The organism is Amycolatopsis sp. NPDC114503 (genome assembly GCF_055633655.1).
The window spans coordinates 389902-406255 of the sequence record NZ_JBVKDT010000004.1; the positions used below are offsets into that span (position 1 = coordinate 389902).

Annotated in this window: 19 protein-coding genes; 4 read left to right on the forward strand and 15 right to left on the reverse strand. The window is 69.9% G+C overall.

Annotation, left to right across the window (positions count from 1 at the left end):
* Nucleotides 1-126: 126 nt before the first annotated feature.
* On the reverse strand, nt 127-1470 hold the full coding sequence (locus ACZ7OI_RS18945; protein WP_470265501.1) for an MFS transporter: 1344 nt from the start codon (nt 1468-1470) through the stop codon (nt 127-129).
* Between the two features lie 64 nt (nt 1471-1534).
* Between ACZ7OI_RS18945 and ACZ7OI_RS18950 the strand changes: the two genes are divergently transcribed.
* The gene (locus tag ACZ7OI_RS18950) at nt 1535-2323 is read left to right on the forward strand and encodes an ArsR/SmtB family transcription factor (RefSeq protein WP_470265502.1); all 789 of its coding nucleotides are present in this window, start codon (nt 1535-1537) and stop codon (nt 2321-2323) included.
* Here ACZ7OI_RS18950 and ACZ7OI_RS18955 read toward each other — a convergent pair.
* The 12 genes from ACZ7OI_RS18955 to ACZ7OI_RS19010 all read right to left on the reverse strand — a co-directional run bounded on the left by ACZ7OI_RS18955 (nt 2268) and on the right by ACZ7OI_RS19010 (nt 11631).
* Nucleotides 2268-2879 (reverse strand): hypothetical protein, encoded by a 612-nt coding sequence (locus ACZ7OI_RS18955; protein WP_470265503.1) that lies wholly within the window; start codon nt 2877-2879, stop codon nt 2268-2270. The genes ACZ7OI_RS18950 and ACZ7OI_RS18955 overlap by 56 nt on opposite strands.
* A 152-nt stretch (nt 2880-3031) precedes the next feature.
* A complete protein-coding gene (gene wag31 / locus ACZ7OI_RS18960) occupies nt 3032-3883 on the reverse strand; it encodes a DivIVA-like cell division protein Wag31 (RefSeq protein ID WP_470265504.1) in 852 nt (283 codons plus the stop codon).
* 53 nt (nt 3884-3936) lie between these two features.
* Nucleotides 3937-4209, reverse strand: coding sequence for a YggT family protein (locus tag ACZ7OI_RS18965; protein ID WP_037367937.1), 273 nt, complete (start codon nt 4207-4209; stop codon nt 3937-3939).
* Between the two features lie 115 nt (nt 4210-4324).
* Nucleotides 4325-4897, reverse strand: coding sequence for a cell division protein SepF (locus ACZ7OI_RS18970; RefSeq protein ID WP_470265505.1), 573 nt, complete (start codon nt 4895-4897; stop codon nt 4325-4327).
* Nucleotides 4898-4978: 81 nt separating this feature from the next.
* The gene (locus ACZ7OI_RS18975; protein ID WP_470265506.1) at nt 4979-5722 is read right to left on the reverse strand and encodes a YggS family pyridoxal phosphate-dependent enzyme; all 744 of its coding nucleotides are present in this window, start codon (nt 5720-5722) and stop codon (nt 4979-4981) included.
* The gene (gene pgeF / locus ACZ7OI_RS18980) at nt 5719-6432 is read right to left on the reverse strand and encodes a peptidoglycan editing factor PgeF (protein ID WP_470265507.1); all 714 of its coding nucleotides are present in this window, start codon (nt 6430-6432) and stop codon (nt 5719-5721) included. The genes ACZ7OI_RS18975 and pgeF overlap by 4 nt, the downstream gene beginning before the upstream one ends.
* 62 nt (nt 6433-6494) lie before the next feature.
* Nucleotides 6495-6650, reverse strand: a complete 156-nt coding sequence (locus ACZ7OI_RS18985) for a hypothetical protein (protein WP_470265508.1) — start codon at nt 6648-6650, stop codon at nt 6495-6497.
* A 77-nt stretch (nt 6651-6727) separates the two neighbouring features.
* Complete coding sequence (gene ftsZ / locus ACZ7OI_RS18990) at nt 6728-8044, reverse strand: cell division protein FtsZ (RefSeq protein WP_470265509.1); 1317 nt, start codon at nt 8042-8044, stop codon at nt 6728-6730.
* Between the two features lie 228 nt (nt 8045-8272).
* Complete coding sequence (locus ACZ7OI_RS18995) at nt 8273-9034, reverse strand: anti-sigma factor (protein WP_470265510.1); 762 nt, start codon at nt 9032-9034, stop codon at nt 8273-8275.
* Nucleotides 9031-9639, reverse strand: a complete 609-nt coding sequence (gene sigK / locus ACZ7OI_RS19000; protein WP_470265511.1) for an ECF RNA polymerase sigma factor SigK — start codon at nt 9637-9639, stop codon at nt 9031-9033. Before sigK ends, ACZ7OI_RS18995 begins: the two co-directional genes overlap by 4 nt.
* Entirely contained in the window at nt 9632-10357 is a 726-nt protein-coding gene (locus ACZ7OI_RS19005) for a DUF1365 domain-containing protein (RefSeq protein ID WP_470265985.1), read from the reverse strand. Before ACZ7OI_RS19005 ends, sigK begins: the two co-directional genes overlap by 8 nt.
* Complete coding sequence (locus tag ACZ7OI_RS19010) at nt 10351-11631, reverse strand: NAD(P)/FAD-dependent oxidoreductase (protein ID WP_470265512.1); 1281 nt, start codon at nt 11629-11631, stop codon at nt 10351-10353. The genes ACZ7OI_RS19005 and ACZ7OI_RS19010 overlap by 7 nt, the downstream gene beginning before the upstream one ends.
* A gap of 63 nt (nt 11632-11694) precedes the next feature.
* On the opposite strand from ACZ7OI_RS19010, the gene ACZ7OI_RS19015 reads away from it, so the two are divergent.
* Both ACZ7OI_RS19015 and ACZ7OI_RS19020 read left to right on the forward strand, forming a co-directional pair.
* Complete coding sequence (locus ACZ7OI_RS19015) at nt 11695-12933, forward strand: class I SAM-dependent methyltransferase (RefSeq protein ID WP_470265513.1); 1239 nt, start codon at nt 11695-11697, stop codon at nt 12931-12933.
* The gene (locus ACZ7OI_RS19020; RefSeq protein ID WP_470265514.1) at nt 12930-13709 is read left to right on the forward strand and encodes a DUF1295 domain-containing protein; all 780 of its coding nucleotides are present in this window, start codon (nt 12930-12932) and stop codon (nt 13707-13709) included. The genes ACZ7OI_RS19015 and ACZ7OI_RS19020 overlap by 4 nt, the downstream gene beginning before the upstream one ends.
* Nucleotides 13710-13888: 179 nt before the next feature.
* Here the strand turns inward: ACZ7OI_RS19020 and ACZ7OI_RS19025 are convergent, their stop codons facing one another.
* Nucleotides 13889-14398, reverse strand: a complete 510-nt coding sequence (locus ACZ7OI_RS19025; RefSeq protein ID WP_470265515.1) for a DinB family protein — start codon at nt 14396-14398, stop codon at nt 13889-13891.
* Between the two features lie 116 nt (nt 14399-14514).
* Here ACZ7OI_RS19025 and ACZ7OI_RS19030 point away from each other — a divergent pair, with 116 nt between their 5' ends.
* Nucleotides 14515-14949, forward strand: a complete 435-nt coding sequence (locus tag ACZ7OI_RS19030) for an OsmC family peroxiredoxin (RefSeq protein ID WP_470265516.1) — start codon at nt 14515-14517, stop codon at nt 14947-14949.
* A gap of 534 nt (nt 14950-15483) precedes the next feature.
* On the opposite strand, the gene ACZ7OI_RS19035 is transcribed toward ACZ7OI_RS19030, so the two are convergent.
* Nucleotides 15484-16317: an NAD(P)H-binding protein gene (locus ACZ7OI_RS19035; protein ID WP_470265517.1), complete on the reverse strand. Its 834-nt coding sequence runs from the start codon at nt 16315-16317 to the stop codon at nt 15484-15486.
* Between the last annotated feature and the right edge of the window lie 37 nt (nt 16318-16354).

Consider the following 16354-nt stretch of genomic DNA (forward strand, 5'->3'; position numbering starts at 1 on the left):
CGCGGGCTCGGCGGAGGTTCGTTTTGCGTCGGAGGGCTGAGTCCGGTCGTACGCGGTCTCCGGGATGCGTCCCATCGCGCCCACGCCGTCCCCACACCCGTCCGGCTTTTCTCCCGGCGGCTCCCGTCACCTCGTCGGCTCAAGCCGCTTGCTCCGAGCCCGCCTGTGCACCGTCGCCACCGCGAGCGCCGCCGCCGCGAGCCACAGCGCGGCCGACACGAATCCCAGCACGTGCAAGCCCCGCACGAACTCCGCGTGCTCCGCCGGTTCTCCCGCCACCGCACCGAAAACCGCCACGCCGAGCGCACCGCCGGCCTGCCGTGCCGCGTTGTTGATCCCGCCGGCGATCCCCGCGCGCTCCCCCGGCGCGTCGGCCACCGCCGCAGTCACCACGGCAGCGGTCAGCAGTCCCATCCCGACGCTGAGCACGAGCAGCGTCGGCAGCAGCGTCCAGTATCCGGTGCCGGGACCAACCCGCAACAGGTTCAGCATCGCCGCCGCACCGAGCAGAAGCCCGGCCACGATCTGCGGACGCGGGCCGAACTTCGCGGTGAGCCGTCCGGAGACCGGGCCGGCGAGGACCAGCGGAACGAACATCGGCAGCAGCGCGACCGCGGCGGCGATCGGGTCCGCGCGGAGGACGTCCTGCAGGTAGAGCGTGAACACCAGCACCGAACCGAGGCCGACGAAGTTCATCGCCGCGGACACCAGGTTCGCGCCCGCCGTCTGCCGGGACCGCAGCAGCGGCAACGGCAGCATCGGTTCGGCGGAGCGCCGCTCCACGACCACGAACGCAACGGCCGCCGCCACCGCGAGCAGCCCGGCCCACGGCGTCTTCGCGATCACCGCATACACGGCCGAACCGAGTGCCAAGGCCGCGGCCGCCGCGCCGGGAACGTCCACGCGGCCCGGTTTCCGGACGTCCGGGGGCACCATCCGGCGAGTCGCGACGGCCGCCGCCGCGACAATCGGGACGTTCAGCCAGAACACCGGCCGCCACCCGGCCGTCTGCACGAGAATCCCGCCCAGCAACGGCCCGGCGGGCAGGGCGAGCGCCGAAACCCCGGCCCAGATCCCGAGCGCGCGAGCCCGTTCGGCACGGCCGGGGAACGTCCCGGTGATGACCGCCATCGTGCCCGGCAGCAACAGCGCCGCCCCGACGCCCTGCACCGCGCGGGCCGCGACGAGCCAGCCCGCCGACTGCGCCAGCCCGCACGCCGCCGAAGCGGCCCCGAAAACGGCCAGCCCGGTCAGCACCACGCCGCGGTGCCCGAGGACGTCGCCGAGCGCTCCCCCGGTCAGCAGCAGCGCGGCGAGCACGACCGAATACCCGACCACCACCCACTGCAACTGCGGAACGCCGGCGTGAAGTTCGCCGCCGAGGGTGGGGAGGGCGACGTTGACGACGGTGACGTCGAGCTGCACCAGGAACATCCCGGCGCACATGGTGAACAAGATCGCGGTGCGCATGGGTCCAGCAGACACCGGGAACGCTTCCGTCGCGGTGGAAGTGTGGCGGGGGCATGCTGGAGGCATGGAAGGAGACGCTGACATCGCGCGCACCGCCGCCCTGTTCGCCGATCCGGCGCGGGTCCGCGTGCTGATGGCCCTCGCGGACGGCCGGGCGCTGGCCGCGTCCGTGCTGGCCGGCGAAGCGGGCCTGACCGCGCAAGGCGTGAGCGCGCACCTGTCGAAACTGCTGGCCGCGGGCCTGGTGACCGCGGAAAAGTCCGGCAGGCACCGGTTTTACCGCATCGCCGGCGCCGCCCCGGAACTGCTGGAAGCGCTCGCCCGGCATTCCCCCGCGCGCCCGGTCCGCTCGTTGCGGGAAGGCACGCGCGCGGAAGCCTTGCGCACGGCGAGATTGTGCTACGACCACGTCGCCGGACGGCTCGGCGTGACCGTCACGGCGGCGTTGCTCGACCGCGGCGCACTGGCCACTGTGGACGGTAACCCGACCACTCACCGACGGCCCGGGGACCGGATTTCCTCGCAGCTGCAAGAACATCCGTACGTGCTGGGGCCTGCCGCCGACGAGGTGTTCGCCGCATTAGGCGTGGATGTCGAGGCAGCCGCGGAGAGCCGTCGGCCGCTCCTGCGGTTCTGTCTGGATTGGACGGAGCAGCGCCATCACCTGGCCGGAGCCCTGGGCGCAGCGGTCACACGACGATTCATGGACGCCGAGTGGCTTCGGTCACGGGCCAAGGCGCACCGAGCGGTGCAGCTCACCGAGGCTGGCGCAAGGGTGCTGGAAGAGGTGCTGGGGATCAGCGGTGCGCCGCGGCCAGCACCGCGTCCGGACCGCACCGCGCGCACGGCGTGAAGCCCAGCTGCCGCGCCTCGCCGACGCCGATCGGGATCGTGTCGCGGCCGGACAGCCAGCCGCAGTCGACCAGGTGGTAGCGCGGGTACTCGTCGACGACCACGACCTCGTCCTCGAGTTCCTTGACCACCTCGAGGTCTTCCGGCGCGGTCTCTTCCACGCCGGGCGGAGTGTCGCGCACCGCCTTCGCTTCGGATTTCGGCTCGCCTTCCGAAGCGGCCTTCGGCTCGGCAGGCTTCTCGACCTCCGGTTCCGGCACGTCCGCCGGATCGCCCAGCTCGCCCGTCGCGGGAAGCAGCGTCGTCTGCTCGGCGTCCTCCTCGGCAGGGACCGCCTCGTCCTTCTTCTCCGAGCCGGGCTCCTCGTCCGCCGAGTCCCCGGAATCCGCGTCGGAATCCGCGCGCTTGCGCCGGCGCAGCCAGTCGACGAGCAGAAGGAGCCCGGCGAGCACGGAGAGGCCGATGGAAACCCAGGCCCACAGCGAGGTGCCCGTGATGAGCGCCGTGACGAGCAGCCCGAGAGCCGCCAGCACCAGAACGAGGACGATGTAGAGCACGCTGAATTACAACACGCCCCGCCCGGCAACCGGGCGCGACCCGCCCACGCGGCGTACCCCGCCGGTTCCCCACCGTGGCGTGTCCGGATCCGGACACGCCGAAACCCCGCCGGGTCGGAAGGTCATCCGGCGGGGTGCGGTACGGCGGTGGGTCAGCCGGCCTCGGCGCGCGGGCCGAACGAGTAGCCCTGGCCGCTGCTTCCGGTCGAGGACTGGCTCGAACCGGAGGACGCCGACGCCGGGGCCGCGGAGCCTCGGTCGTCGAGCTCGCGCAGCTGGGACTCGAGGAATCCGCGCAGCCGGGTGCGGTATTCGCGCTCGATCGTGCGGAGTTCTTCGATCTTCTTGCCCAGAGCGCCCTTTTCGGCGTTCAGGTTGTTCATCGTCTCGGTGTACTTGCGCTGCGACTCGCGTTCCAGCGTGGTCGCCTTGTCGCGCGCCTGGCGCTCCAGCGTCTCGACCCGCGTGCGCGCGTCGTTCAGCATGGTCTCGGCGCGGGTGCGCGCCTCGTTCACCATCGAGTCGGACTTCGCCCGGGCGTCGGACAGCAGCTGCTCGGACTTGGTCCGCGCCTCCGCCAGCATCCCGTCGGACTCGGTCTTCGCCTCGGCGGTGAGCCGGTCCGCCATCTCCTGCGCCAGGCCGAGCACCTTGGCGGCCTGCACGTTCGGCTCGCCGCTGTCGGGGACCATCGAGTGAGCCTGGGTCTGCTCCATCGCCGACGGAGCGGGCGGCACCGGGGCGAGCCGACGCGACGGCTCGGGGTCGCGGCCCGGCGGCGGGCCGGCGACCTTCGCGTTCTCGAGCTCGGAGCGGGTCGACTCCAGCTCGGCGTCGAGCTGCTCCACCTGCTGCCGCAGCTCGTTGTTGTCCTCGATCAACCGGGCAAGCTCGGTCTCCACCAGGTCGAGGAACGCGTCCACCTCGTCCTCGTTGTAGCCCCTCTTGCCGATGGGCGGCTTGCTGAACGCGACGTTATGCACGTCAGCGGGGGTCAACGACATCAGATCACCTCACGCACTCCATGGCCTGCAGGACACACCCGGGTTTTCCCCGATCACCTGGGTGTCAGTTGCATCGCGAAGAACACAACCAACAGCAGCACCATAATCGACAAGTCCAGTCCTACGCCGCCGATCCGGACCATCGGAATGATCCTGCGGAACAACCGCACCGGCGGGTCGGTCACTGTGTAGATGGTCTCGAGCGTCACCGCAACCCCTCCGGCGGGACGCCATTCCCGTGCGAAAGTCCGCACGAGCTCGACCACGATCCGGGCCGTGAGCAGCAGCCAGAAGGCAAACAGCACGTACCAGATCGCAAGCCACACAGCATTCACGGCGACCACTCTAGCGGGGGACGGCCGAGTTGGGCGCGACCAGCCGCTCGAAGGGCGACATAGTCGACAAAATCACGTCTGGCTGCGCCCAGCGGTCCGCCTGTGTTCACCCGCGCAGGAACAATCCGCCCTCGGCGATCCGCCTGCGGTCCTCGGCGGTCACGTCCACATCGGGCGGTGAGAGAAGGAACACCTTGTTGGTGACCTTGTCCATCGAGCCCCGCACGGCGAACGCCAGCCCCGCCGCGAAGTCCACGATCCGCTTGGCGTCCGCGTTCTCCATCTCGGTGAGGTTGATGATCACCGGGATGCCCTCGCGGTAGTGCTCGCCGATCGCCCGCGCCTCGATGTAGCTCGTCGGGTGCAGCGTCGTGATCCGGCTGAGCGGGTCCCGCACCGGCGCGGCGACCGGTTCGGCGACCGGCCGCAGCCGGGCGACCGGCTCCGGCTGGCGGTCCACGGCGAGCGCGCCGTGGGTGGACGGCTCGGCCGCCATCGCCCGCGACCGCACTCGCGCGGCGGGCTCGTCGTAGCTCTCTTCGACGTCGCGGTAACGCGCCCGGGACCGGGCGGGCGGCTGGTCGTAGCCGTCGTCGTACTCGTCGTAACCGTCGTCGTAGCCGTCTTCGTCCGCGGGCACCATCCCGAAGTAGGCCTTCAGCTTCTGCAGCGCGCTCATAGCCTCTCCCTAGCCCTTGCCGCTCCCGCACCGTTGTGCCCCGCCCGGCCGGACACGAAACGTGACCACCGGGCGGACTCCCTACGGCGAGGCTAAACCGCGCCCGCCGAGCAACGCGGTTCCGACACGCACACACGTCGAGCCGTGCCGGATCGCCTGGTCCAGATCATGGCTCATTCCGGCGGAGACGTCAGCGGCTTCCGGATACCGGGCGCGAACTCTTTCCGCCGCGTGGGACAACCGGGCAAAAGCTGTGCCCGGATCCTCCCCTAACGGGGCCACGGCCATCACGCCTCGCAACCGCAGCTCCCCCGTGTGGGCGATGCGGTCGGCGAGGGCGTCGACGTCTTCCAGCAGGGTTCCGCCGCGCGCGACGTCGCCGTCGAGGCTCACCTGGACCAAGACGTCGAGCGGTCCGGTCCGCTCCCCGGCCTCCCGCGCGGCGGCGACCGCGCGGGCGAGCGCGTCGGCGAGCCGGACCGAGTCGACCGACTGCACCTCGACCGCCCAGCGCACCACCGAACGCGCCTTGTTCCGCTGCAGCCGCCCGACCATGTGCCAGCGCGGCGCGACGTCCGGACGCAGTTCGGCGACCTCGGCCGCCTTCGGACCGGCTTCCTGGTCGCGGTTCTCGGCGAGGTTCAGCAGCCCGAGGTCGGTCAGCAGGGCGGCGTCGGCCGCCGGGAACGTCTTGGTGACGCCCAGCAGCCGCACCTCGTCGCGGGACCGCCCGGCCGCCGCGCAGGCGTTCGCGATGCGCTCCTCGACCGCGGCCAGCGACGCCGCCAGCTCCGCCCGCCGCTTCTCCGCCGGGTCCTCGGTCACGCTTTCTCCTCTTCCAGCCAGGTGATGCCGGCGATCCGGCCGGTGGTGCCGTCGCGGCGGAAGCTGAACAGCGTCTTGTCCTCCGCCGTGCACCGCGGGTCCGCGCCGACGCGTCCGACGCCCAGGTCGGCCAGCTGCTGCCAGAGCCCGGCGCGCAGGTCCAGACCGGTCGTGCCCTTGCGCGTTTTGCAGGAACTGCCGGGGAGATGCTTCTCGACGTCCGCGGCCATCGCGGCCGGGACCTCGTAGCAGTCGCCGCAGATCGCCGGGCCCAGCAACGCCTCGACCCGGCCCGGTTCGGCGCCGAGTTCGCGCATCGCCTCCAGCGCGGCGGGCACCACCCCGACGCGCGCCCCGACCCGGCCCGCGTGCACCGCGGCGACGACGCCTGCTTCCGGATCCGCCATGAGCACCGGGACGCAGTCCGCGACCAGCACCACGAGCGCGACGCCCGGACGGTCGGTTACCAGCGCGTCGGTGGCTTCGGCGGCCGAGGTCTCGGTGCCGTCCACGATCGTGGCGGTGCGGCCGTGCACCTGCTCCATCCAGGCCAGCCGGTCCTCGGCGAGGCCGAGTTCGGACGCCAGCCGCTTGCGGTTGGCGTAGACGTCGCCCGCGTCGTCGCCGACGTGGTCGCCGAGGTTGAAGCTCTCGTACGGCGGCCGGGAAGCCCCGCCCGCCCTGGTCGTGACCACTCGTCGTACTCGCACCCCGCCATCCTGCCAAAAACGACGGCGGCCGCCCTCCCGAGCCTCGTGCGCGGCGATGCCGGTTAGAACCGGCGCCAGCACTCACGAGGCCCGTCCAGCCGCCGCCGCTTCTGCCGCTGCGCCGCGCCCGCCCCCGACAGCAGCCCGCTCGCCCCGCGTGTGCGTGCGTCGTCGTGGCCGAGGCCCTCGTGCGCGGCGATGCCGGTTAGAACCGGCATCAACACTCACGACGGTCCGGACACACGGCAACGGCCGCCCCGAACGTGTCGGGACGGCCGTTGCCGGAAAACCAGGATCAGCGCCGCATGAACGGGGGAACGTCCACGTCGTCGTCGGTCGGGTCGTCGTGGACCGTCGTCGGGCGGCTCGGCAGACCGCCCGTCGCAGAACCCGAACCGATCGGCGAATACCCCCTCGTGCCGCCTCCGGGTTGCGGAAGGCCGCCCGGCGGGGTACCGGTGCCGGGCTGCGACAGTCCCGAGGAGGGCGTGCGCGGCGGAGCCACCGGGTAGCCGGAGCTGCCCGCCGGCGGCACCGGGGTCGCCCCGGTCTGCGGCGGGGACTGCGGAGCCGAACCGCCGCCGACCTGGCCCGCCGCGGCGGACGCGGTGCCGTTGCCCTGTTTGCCGCCGAACGCGGGCGGGTCGAGCTTCTTGTGGGTGGGCGCGCCGGCGTCGAAGCCGGCCGCGATCACCGTGACGCGGACCTCGTCGCCGAGGGAGTCGTCGATGATCGTCCCGAAGATGATGTTCGCGTCCGGGTGCGCCGATTCCTGCACGAGCGACGCGGCCTCGTTGATCTCGAACAGCCCGAGGTCCGATCCGCCCGCGATGGACAGCAGCGCGCCGTGCGCGCCGTCCATCGACGCTTCCAGCAGCGGCGAGTTGATCGCCTTCTCCGCCGCCTGTATCGCCCGTCCCTCGCCGCGCGCGGAGCCGATGCCCATCAGCGCGGAGCCCGCGCCGGACATGACGCTCTTGACGTCGGCGAAGTCCAGGTTGATCAGGCCCGGCGTGGTGATCAGGTCGGTGATGCCCTGGACACCGGAGAGCAGCACCTCGTCGGCGGAGCGGAACGCGTCCATCAGGGACACGCCGATGTCGCCGAGCTGCAGCAGCCGGTCGTTCGGGATCACGATCAGCGTGTCGCATTCGTTGCGCAGCTGCTGGATGCCGTCCTCGGCCTGCTTGCCGCGGCGTTTGCCCTCGAAGGTGAAGGGGCGGGTCACCACGCCGATCGTGAGCGCGCCGAGCTTGCGGGCGATCTGCGCGACGACCGGCGCGCCGCCGGTGCCGGTGCCGCCGCCCTCGCCCGCGGTCACGAACACCATGTCGGCGCCCTTGATGACCTCTTCGATTTCCTCGCGGTGGTCCTCGGCCGCCTTCTGCCCCACTTCGGGGGCGGCTCCGGCGCCGAGTCCGCGGGTGAGTTCCCGGCCGATGTCGAGCTTGACGTCGGCATCGGACATGAGCAGTGCCTGGGCATCGGTGTTCACCGCGATGAACTCGACACCCTTGAGGCCGACCTCGATCATCCGGTTCACGGCGTTCACGCCGCCGCCGCCGATGCCGACGACCTTGATCACCGCAAGGTAGTTGTGCGGGGGCGTCATCGGGTCCGCCTTCCTGATCGTGATGTGCACATGCCGCCCGCCGGGGCCGGAAACCCTCAACCTCAACCCGAGAGTGAGAGTTATGTCAACCACCGGCGTCAAGGCAGGACGGTAGGCGCCGCGCAAGCTCTAATCCAGTAGCCACGCCGTGAGCGGCAAAGGTGTTTTGCCACAACGCGAAGCCGCGCGCAAGGCCGGAACCCGCCGCGGAGCCCGGCGCGCGGTCTGCTATGCGGGCACCGAAGTGACCAGCACGACGTCGTTCGAGGGCTTCCCCGACGGCGCTCCCCCGGCCTGCTCGACACTGATCGCGAACTGCTGCGCACCAGCCAAACCATCCGCCACCACCAGCGAACCCGACGGCCCGCCCGGCAGCAAACCAGCCGGTCGCGGCGCCAGATCCGGGCCCATCAGCCAGGCCTCGTACACCTTCCCGGACTGGACCGGCGGCAGCCCGGACTGCATGAACATCACGCGGTCGAGCTTCCGCGAAATCACCACCGTGCCGCCGCCCCCGCGCGGCGACACGACGTGCTCCGTCCGTGCGTCGGGCGCGGTGAGCAATTCGGCCACCGGCAGGTAGCGCTCGCGCGCGGTGTCCAATTCGGACTGTGCGCTGGTGAGCTGACTGCTGGTGTGCAGTGCGATGCCGCCGAACACGCCAGCCAAGGCGAGTCCGATGACGGCTGCCGCGGCGGCGATCAGCATCGGCCAGCGGCGCGGGCCGCGCAGGCGAGGTTCCGCGGATTCGGTCCGCGGCGGCAGCTGGCGGGTCGTGCGCATGTCCGCCAGCACCCGGTCCTTGAGCCCGGACGGCGGCTGTTCGTCCATCGCCGCGCCGAGCCGGGCCGCGGTCTCGCGCAGTTCCCGCACTTCTTGCGCGCAGGAGTCGCACTGGTCGAGATGGCGGCGGAATTGGGCCCGCTCGACCTCCGACAGCGCGTCGAGCGCGTACGCGCCGGCCAACGTGTGCATGTCCGGACTGGTCACGCCGTCACCCCCAGGCAGTCGCGCAGCCGGATCAATCCGTCGCGCAGTCTGGTCTTGACCGTCCCCTGCGGCGTGTCCAGCACGTCGGCGACCTCGCGATAGGTGTAGCCATGGTAGTAGGCCAGGAGGACGGATTCCCGCTGCAATTCAGTGAGCGTCTTCAGGCAGCGCCGCACCTGCGAGCGTTCCAGCCGGGTCGCGACGGATTCGGCGACCTCGTCGAACGGACGTCCGCGCGCGGCTTCGAAGGTTGCCTTCCGCTCGCGTTCGGTGCTCGCCCGCGCGGACCGCACCCGGTCGACCGCGCGGCGGTGCGCGAGGGTCATCGCCCAGTTCAGGACGCTGCCCTTCGCCGACGAGTAGCGCGTGGCGGTCTTCCACAGCTCCAGGAGCACCTCCTGCGCGACCTCCTCGGACTGCGCGGGATCCCGCACGATGCGGCGGACGAGCCCGTAGACGGGACCGGCGAGCTGATCGTAAAGCCGTTCGAAGGCGCGTTCGTCCCCCTTCGCGACCAGCGCCATCAGGTCTTCGGCGCTCGTCGAAGGCACCGCCGCGAGCCGGTCGGCCGGGCGTGCGCTCTCATCCCGTGCGCTCTCATCCATGGAGGGCTCCTGCCGTGTTCTGTCCGGTCCGGGCGGCGAGCGGGGCCTTGCGCCGCCACAGCGCGAGCCCGTGCCGGCGGATCAACGCGGCGACGCGGTGCGGTTGCAGCGGCCGGCCCAGCAGGAAGCGCGCGAGCGTGCGGATCCCGGCCGGACGGCGGACTCCTCGCAGCGTAGCCGTCAGAGCGGCGTCGCCGTCGCGGTGGAGGACGACGGTCAACGCCAGCAGCGCGTCCGGGCGCGGCAGGTGCATCCGGTACTCCCCCGACATTTCCTGGAACGGCGACACGTAGAACTCCTTGTCCGCCCGGAGGTCTTCGCCCGGCTGGAGCAGGTAGGCGTGGCGTCCGCCGTAGGTGTTGTGCACCTCGGCGACCACGCAGGCGAGCGCGCCGTCCGGCGTATGGCACCAGTAGACGGTGATCGGATTGAACACGTACCCGAGAACGCGCGCCGACGCGAGCATCGTCACCGGCCCGCCGCGCAAGTCCACTCCGCGGTGCGCGAGCCAAGCGTCCAGTTTGGACCGGATGTCGCCGGGCTCGTCCCGGCCGAAGTGGTCGCGGCCGTCGAAGCGGGCGAACGGCCGGAGCCACCACGGCAGCTGCGGCAGTCGGTCGAGATCGGTCAGCCACAGGTACATCCGGTGCGCGAAGGAGTACGGCGGGTCGGTCCGGCGGACGTGCGCCACGGTGGCGTCGTAGAGAGCGGTCACCAGGTCACCCCGAAACTGGCCGCGGCGCGGACACCGGAGGAACAGCCGTCCTCGTGGAATCCCCAGCCTTGATAAGCACCGGCATACGCGACGACTCCGTCGTTCAATTCCGTCAGACGCCTTTGCGCGGCAACGGGTTCCGGCGTGTAGATCGGGTGTTCGTAGGACATTTTCGCGACCACCGCGGCGGAATCGAGACCATCGCTCGGATTGAGGGTGACGGCATACGTCGTCGATTCTTCGAGACCCATCAAGCGATTCAGGTCGTAAGTGACCTGGACGGCGCGCAAATCGGCGCCACAGCCCGGCGTCCGGTAATTCCAGGAGGACCGGGCGGCGGGCGCCGTCGGCAGCACGGCGGGATCGGCGTGCAGCCAGGCTTCGTTGCGCGAATAGCGGAAGGCGCCGAGCAGGTCCTGTTCCGCCGCAGTGGGATTCGCCAACAGCCGCAACGCCTGATCGGCATGCGTGGCAACCACGACCCGGTCGACCCGGTGCACGGTATCGGCGTCGTCGCGCACCTCGACGCCGCGAGCGGTCCGCTGCACCGAGCGCACCGGAGTCGACAGATGCACGGCGGTCAGCTGCTTGGCCGCCCGCTCGACGTACTCCCGCGAACCGCCGACCACCGTCCGCCAGGTCGGCGAATTCCGCACGGTGAGCATTCCGTGGTTGCGCAGGAACTCGAACAGATACCGCGCCGGATACTGCATGGTGTCCGTGCGGTCGGCGGACCACACCGTCGAAACGAGCGGCAGCACGAAATGGTCCACGAAATACTGTGAATACCCGCCGATCGCCAGGAACGCGCCGAGCGGGACGTCACCCGCCTCGGCTCGCGCCAGGAGCCGTTCGGCGTGCCGGTGGAACCGCTTCACCTCGGCCAGCATGAGCAGGTAGCGCGTGGACGCGGCGTTGCTCCTCTGCGCGAACAGCCCGCGCAGGCCCTTCGCCCCGGCGTACTGCAGGCCGCAGCCGTCGCAGCGGATGCTCATCGACATCTCGGTCGCGCGGGTGCGGACGCCGAGTTCGCCGAACAGCCTCAGCAGCGTCGGATAGGTCCGCTCGTTGTGAACGAGGAACCCGGTATCGACCGCGACCGTCCCGCCGTGCGCGCTCGCCACGTCGTGGGTGTGGGCATGCCCGCCGAGCCGGTCGTCGGCCTCGAACAGCAGAACCTCGTGGCGGCGCTGCAGCAGGTACGCGGCGGTGAGGCCGGCGACCCCGCTGCCGATGACAGCGATGCGTTGTCCCGTGGTGTGGTGCACGGAAGGCATTCGGCGCGGCCGCCGGGACGGATTGGTACCAATCCGCGCGAGAGGCGGCTCCGAAGCCCCGGTATGCCGAAATCCGCAGCTCACCGACTGGCCGACTTCGCCGAACGCCTCCTCGGCGGCCCGCTGCCGGTGGCCGTCCGCACCTGGGACGGGCACCAAGCCGGGCCGGCCGGGCCGACCGTCGTCCTGAAAAACCGCCGCGCGCTGCGCTGGCTCCTGTACTCCCCCGGCGAGCTGGGCCTGGCACGGGCTTATGTCTCCGGCGACCTGGACGTCGAAGGCGATCTCACCGAAGGCTTCCGGCGAATCTGGGCCTACCGGCCACAGCTGTCCGCACGCGACCTCGGCGAGGCAGTCCGCTTGGCCGCCCGGCTCGGCGTGCTCGGCCTGCCGCCCAAACCGCCCGCCGAAGAAGCCCGGCTGCGCGGAAAGCTGCACACCCCCGGCAGGGACCGCTCGGCGATCTCGCACCACTACGACCTGTCGAACGCCTTCTACCAGTTGCTGATGGACGATTCGATGGCGTACTCCTCGGGCTACTGGTCCGAATCCGCCGATCTCGCCCGCGCCCAGCACGCTAAACTCGAACTGATCTGCCGGAAACTCGGCCTGCGACCGGGCATGCGACTCCTCGACGTCGGCTGCGGCTGGGGTTCGCTGCTCGTGCACGCGGCGAAGCACCACGGCGTCGAGGCCGTCGGCGTCACGATCTCCGCCGAGCAGGTGCAACACGTCAAAACCCGCCTGGCGCACCACGATCTGGACGACCGCGTCGAGGTCCGCAGGCAGGACTACCGCGAACTCGCCGGAGACTCCTTCGACGCCGTCGCCTCCGTCGAGATGGGCGAACACGTCGGCGAAGACAACTACCCGACCTACGCCGCGACGTTGCACCGCATGCTCAAACCAACCGGACGACTGCTGCTGCAACAAATGTCGCGCGGGGCCGTCGCTCCCGGCGGGGGCGCGTTCATCGAGCGCTACATCGCCCCCGACATGACCATGCGCCCGCTCAGCCGCACCCTCGGCCACCTCGAAACCGCAGGCTTCGAAATCCGCGACGTGCACGCGTTGCGCGAGCACTACGTCCCGACCGTGCGAGCCTGGGCAGACACCCTGGAGCAACACTGGGACGAAGCCGTCGCGCTGATCGGCGAGGCAGGCGCCCGGGTCTGGCGGCTGTACCTGGCGGGCGGCGCACTCGCCTTCGAGGAAAACCGCATGGGCGTAGACCAAATCCTGGCCGTGCGTCCCGACGAGAACGGCCGCACCGGAATGCCGTGGACAAGGGAGTGGGCATGATCGCGCTGCTCGGCCTCACCGCCGGTGTCACCCTGGCCGCGGTGACCCTCACGTTCGGCATCGCCCGCCTGCGCCGCCGCTACGACACCATCGACACCTTCTGGGGCTTAGGCTTCGCCCTCGTCGCCGTGGTCTCGTTCCCCCTCGGCACCGGCCCGCTCGCCCTGCGCCTGACCACCGCCGCACTCACCGTCGTCTGGGGCGTCCGCCTGGCCGTCCACCTGCACCTGCGCAACCGGAGCAAGCCGGAAGACCCGCGGTACCAGCAGATCGTCGAACGCGCCGGCCCGAACCCCGGCGTCCGGATCTTCGTGCGGACCTACCTGATGCAGGCCGTGGTCCTGTGGTTCGTCTCGCTGCCCGTGCAATTCGCCATGTCCGGCACGGGTTTCGGCGTCGCCGCCTGGCTGGGCGTGGCGGTCTGGCTGCTCGGCTTCGCCTTCGAAACCATCGGCGACGAACAACTCCGCCGCTTCCGCGCGAACCCGGCGAACCAGGGCCGAGTCCTGGACACCGGCCTCTGGCGCTACACCCGCCACCCGAACTATTTCGGCGACGCCTGCGTCTGGTGGGGTCTCTACCTGCTGGCCTGCTCAACGTGGCCCGGCGCCGCGATGATCCTGTCCCCGATCGCGATGACCTTCACCCTCGCCCGGGGAACCGGCAAACCCATGCTGGAAAAAGGCATGCAACACACCCGCCCCGGCTACGCCGACTACATCGCCCGTACCAGCGGTTTCCTCCCGCTGCCCCCGAAGAAACTCACTCCCCGATAAGCGCTGCGCAACTCCCCGACCGGCAGGTCGGCGACAACGACGTCGGACATGGTGTTCTCCACCAACGCGAGGTACCACAAAATCCCGGCTGCGGTCATCACCTCGCCGGGCCTGCTCGTCAGTGACTCCGAAGCACTTCCACACCACGATCGCGCGCAGCAGCTGCGCGCGATCGAGGCTCACTCCCCGGTGAGACCGTCCGTCAGCTCGCGCAGAAGGTCAAGATGCCCGAGATGGCGCGCGGTCTCCTCGATCATGTGCGCGACAACCCAACGCACCGTGAGCGGTTTGTCCCCCTTGAACAACACCGTGTCCTCGAACCCCCGAGCCGCCACCACCGCCCGGCACTTCTCGACTTCAGCCTCGTAGCCAGCGATCAACTGCGTCATCGGCAGCTCCAACGCGACCCGGAACTCAGCGTCCCGGTCGATCTCGAGCCGATCCGCCCACTCGTCCGGCTGCCCGTCGAGCACGATGCGGAACCAGTAGTTCTCGACCAGGGTGAGATGGGACAGCAACCCGGCGATGGTGGTCAGCTCACTGGGCAGGTGCTTCTGGCGAGCCTGTTCGTCGGTGAGCCCGGAACATTTCCACACCACGCTGGCCCGCAGGAAGTCGAGAAACCCGGTGAGCTGAGTGCGCTCGTCCCCCGCCATCGGCGGGTCAGGACGTTCAGGAGCATTGGTCACCCCTCGCAGTCTGCCGCACCCGGCCACCCGTTTTCGTGAATTACCTTGCGCACAATGTAATTGCGCACTACCTTCAAGTGGGTACGCATCCCCCGACCGCCTTCAAGGAGACAGCGATGCCCAGCCGCGACGCAACCACCCACTGGACCGGCGGACTGCAGAAAGGCAAGGGCGAGGTCACCTTCGACTCGTCGAACCTGGGCACCTACGAGGTGTCTTTCCCGACCCGGTCCGGCGATCCCGACGGCCAGACCAGCCCCGAGGAACTCATCGCCGCCGCCCACTCGAGCTGCCTGGCGATGAACCTCTCCGGCGTATTGGAATCCCAGAACCTGGAAGCAGAATCGATCGACGTCTCCGCCGAAGTCACCCTCGGCCCAGCCAGAGGCGGCGGCTTCGAAATCAGCGGAATCGCCATCACCCTGCGCGCGAAACTGGACGGCGTGACCGCGGAACAATTCGCCGAGCTGGCAAAAACCGCCGAACAAACCTGCCCAGTCTCCAAGGCCCTCTCCGGCACCACCATCACCCTGGACGCCGCCCTGGCCTAACGCCTGTTCCGTGAAGGGCTCCTTGAGGGAATCTGATTCCCTCAAGGAGCCCTTCACGTCTTTCGGCACAGATGAGAGGTCCGTGAGGGGACCCCTGAGAGCCCCTGATTCCCGCAGGGTTCCCCTCACGACCCTCCACCGGTCGCGAGGGACCCCTTCACGGACCTAGATTCCCTCAAGGGGCCCTTCACGACCCACCCCTCCCACCACCGCGATGCACCCAAAGCGGTCTTGCACGCAGAGCGGGGCGTTGACCGCAACCCCCACCCCCACTTTGGTGGCACTAACCACACGCCGCAAACCCCACACAACCAAGCCGCCACACACAACCGCAGCCGCCGCACCCAACGAGCGAGGCACCCAGCCCCTCCCCCGCACCCCGATACGAAGCCTCCCTGCGGTTCGGGGGTGCTTGTCAAGGCATCTTTCCCGCCTTGACAAGCACCCCCGAACCGTCAGCACAATCACGCTTCGGGGTGCCCCACGCAACCCCTCACGCGCAACGTCGCCGCCAGGCGACGAGCCGCACCACCCTCAACAAAACGCAGAAACATTCCCCTTAACCCACTCCGCATAAGAAACCCCAGGCCGCCCCAACAACTCCTCCACCACCCCCGTAGGCACCTGCGGATTCTCCACCGTCACCTCGAACATCCCCGCCAACCAAGAAGCAACCCCCTCCGGATACCCAGCCGCAACCCACTCCGCGACCTGCTCCTCAGCTGTCAACTCCACAAACGGCACCGGCTTCCCCACCGCAACCCCAATAGCCGCAACCATCTCCGCGAGAGAAATCCCCTCCGGCCCGCTCAACTCATACGTCCGCCCCACATGCCCCTCCGTGCTCAGCACATGAGCAGCCACCGCGGCAATATCCCCCAAATCAATAGGCGTCTGCGTAGCCCCCGGACAAACCGACCGCACCTCTCCCCGCTCCCGAATAGAATCAGCCCACCCCAGCGAATTGATCATAAACGCCCCAGGCCGCAAAAACGTCCAGTCAAACCCGCCAGCCACGACAGCCTTCTCAACCGCGGCAAACCCATGCCCGCTAGACCCCGGATGCGTATCCCCGACACTAGCCCCGGACAACGCGACAACCCGCCGAATCCCCGCCTCGCCGGCCAATTCGCAAAACCGGGAAACAGTCCGCGCATAAGGAGCCAGATAAACCGCCTCGACCCCGTCCAGCGCGGCGGGCAACGTCGAAGGCTTGGCCAGCGACCCGACCACCACCTCGACCCCGCCGGGCAGCGCCGCCCGCTCCGGATCCACCGTCAACGCCCGCACCGGCACCCCGCGAGCCACCAGCTCGTCAACCGCCAGCCGCCCGACATTGCCAGTAGCGCCCGTAACCAGAACCGTCATGCCCCCACCTTCTCGTATGGCGTACGAACTCAACAAG

Bases quoted from the DNA above. Each gene is read 5' to 3' on its own strand.
- ACZ7OI_RS18985 (WP_470265508.1), bottom strand. From the start codon at position 6,650: ATGCCGGTTCTAACCGGCATCGCCGCGCACGAGGGCCTCGGCCACGAC.
- ACZ7OI_RS19010 (WP_470265512.1), bottom strand. From the start codon at position 11,631: ATGCCTTCCGTGCACCACACCACGGGACAACGCATCGCTGTCATCGGC.
- ACZ7OI_RS19035 (WP_470265517.1), bottom strand. From the start codon at position 16,317: ATGACGGTTCTGGTTACGGGCGCTACTGGCAATGTCGGGCGGCTGGCG.
- ftsZ (WP_470265509.1), bottom strand. From the start codon at position 8,044: ATGACGCCCCCGCACAACTACCTTGCGGTGATCAAGGTCGTCGGCATC.
- sigK (WP_470265511.1), bottom strand. From the start codon at position 9,639: ATGGATGAGAGCGCACGGGATGAGAGCGCACGCCCGGCCGACCGGCTC.
- ACZ7OI_RS18945 (WP_470265501.1), bottom strand. From the start codon at position 1,470: ATGCGCACCGCGATCTTGTTCACCATGTGCGCCGGGATGTTCCTGGTG.
- wag31 (WP_470265504.1), bottom strand. From the start codon at position 3,883: ATGTCGTTGACCCCCGCTGACGTGCATAACGTCGCGTTCAGCAAGCCG.
- ACZ7OI_RS19020 (WP_470265514.1), top strand. From the start codon at position 12,930: ATGATCGCGCTGCTCGGCCTCACCGCCGGTGTCACCCTGGCCGCGGTG.
- ACZ7OI_RS18970 (WP_470265505.1), bottom strand. From the start codon at position 4,897: ATGAGCGCGCTGCAGAAGCTGAAGGCCTACTTCGGGATGGTGCCCGCG.
- ACZ7OI_RS19030 (WP_470265516.1), top strand. From the start codon at position 14,515: ATGCCCAGCCGCGACGCAACCACCCACTGGACCGGCGGACTGCAGAAA.
- ACZ7OI_RS18950 (WP_470265502.1), top strand. From the start codon at position 1,535: ATGGAAGGAGACGCTGACATCGCGCGCACCGCCGCCCTGTTCGCCGAT.
- ACZ7OI_RS19015 (WP_470265513.1), top strand. From the start codon at position 11,695: ATGCCGAAATCCGCAGCTCACCGACTGGCCGACTTCGCCGAACGCCTC.